The organism is Bradyrhizobium sp. NBAIM08 (assembly GCF_020193935.1).
GTDB lineage: Bacteria > Pseudomonadota > Alphaproteobacteria > Rhizobiales > Xanthobacteraceae > Bradyrhizobium > Bradyrhizobium yuanmingense.
On record NZ_JADYVR010000467.1, the window covers coordinates 1 to 437 of the forward strand.

General features: G+C 62.7%; 1 protein-coding gene. It reads right to left on the bottom strand.

Annotated elements, in window-relative coordinates; genetic code table 11:
• The coding region (locus I6F37_RS40470; protein WP_225154445.1) for a hypothetical protein at positions 1-418 on the bottom strand (418 nt) is incomplete at its 3' end.
• Positions 419-437 lie beyond the last annotated feature (19 nt).

Here is a 437-nt window from a genome sequence, read left to right on the forward strand (position 1 = left end):
GGCGATAAGCACTTTCCTTGTCTGCCGCTTGTGGCACCGTGTTGGATTCAACGGAGCGCGAAGCCTCGAGCACGGCTTGCACTACTTTGTCATCTTTGCGCAGTTCTTCGGGACCGACATTGCGGGCGAGTGTCGCCAGCCCTTCGAGGGCAGCCAGGCGGACCTCCACTTCCATCGGGTCGCGTTCTTCGTTGGCCAGTCGGGCGAGCAGTGGCGCGGCATCGGGAATGGTGAACGCCCCGAGGGCGCGGCAGAGGAACATGCGGCGTTCGATCCGCTGCCGATCCCCTTGGTTGTTGCCGCCGGCGAGCGGATGCTTCGTGTCGGCCTCAACCAGCGCAATCAACTCACCAGCCACTTTTTCATCGCGGCGGAGTGCGTCGTAGCGCGGATCAGGGCTGCGAAGAATTTCGGCCAACGTGTAGGCACTTTGCCAG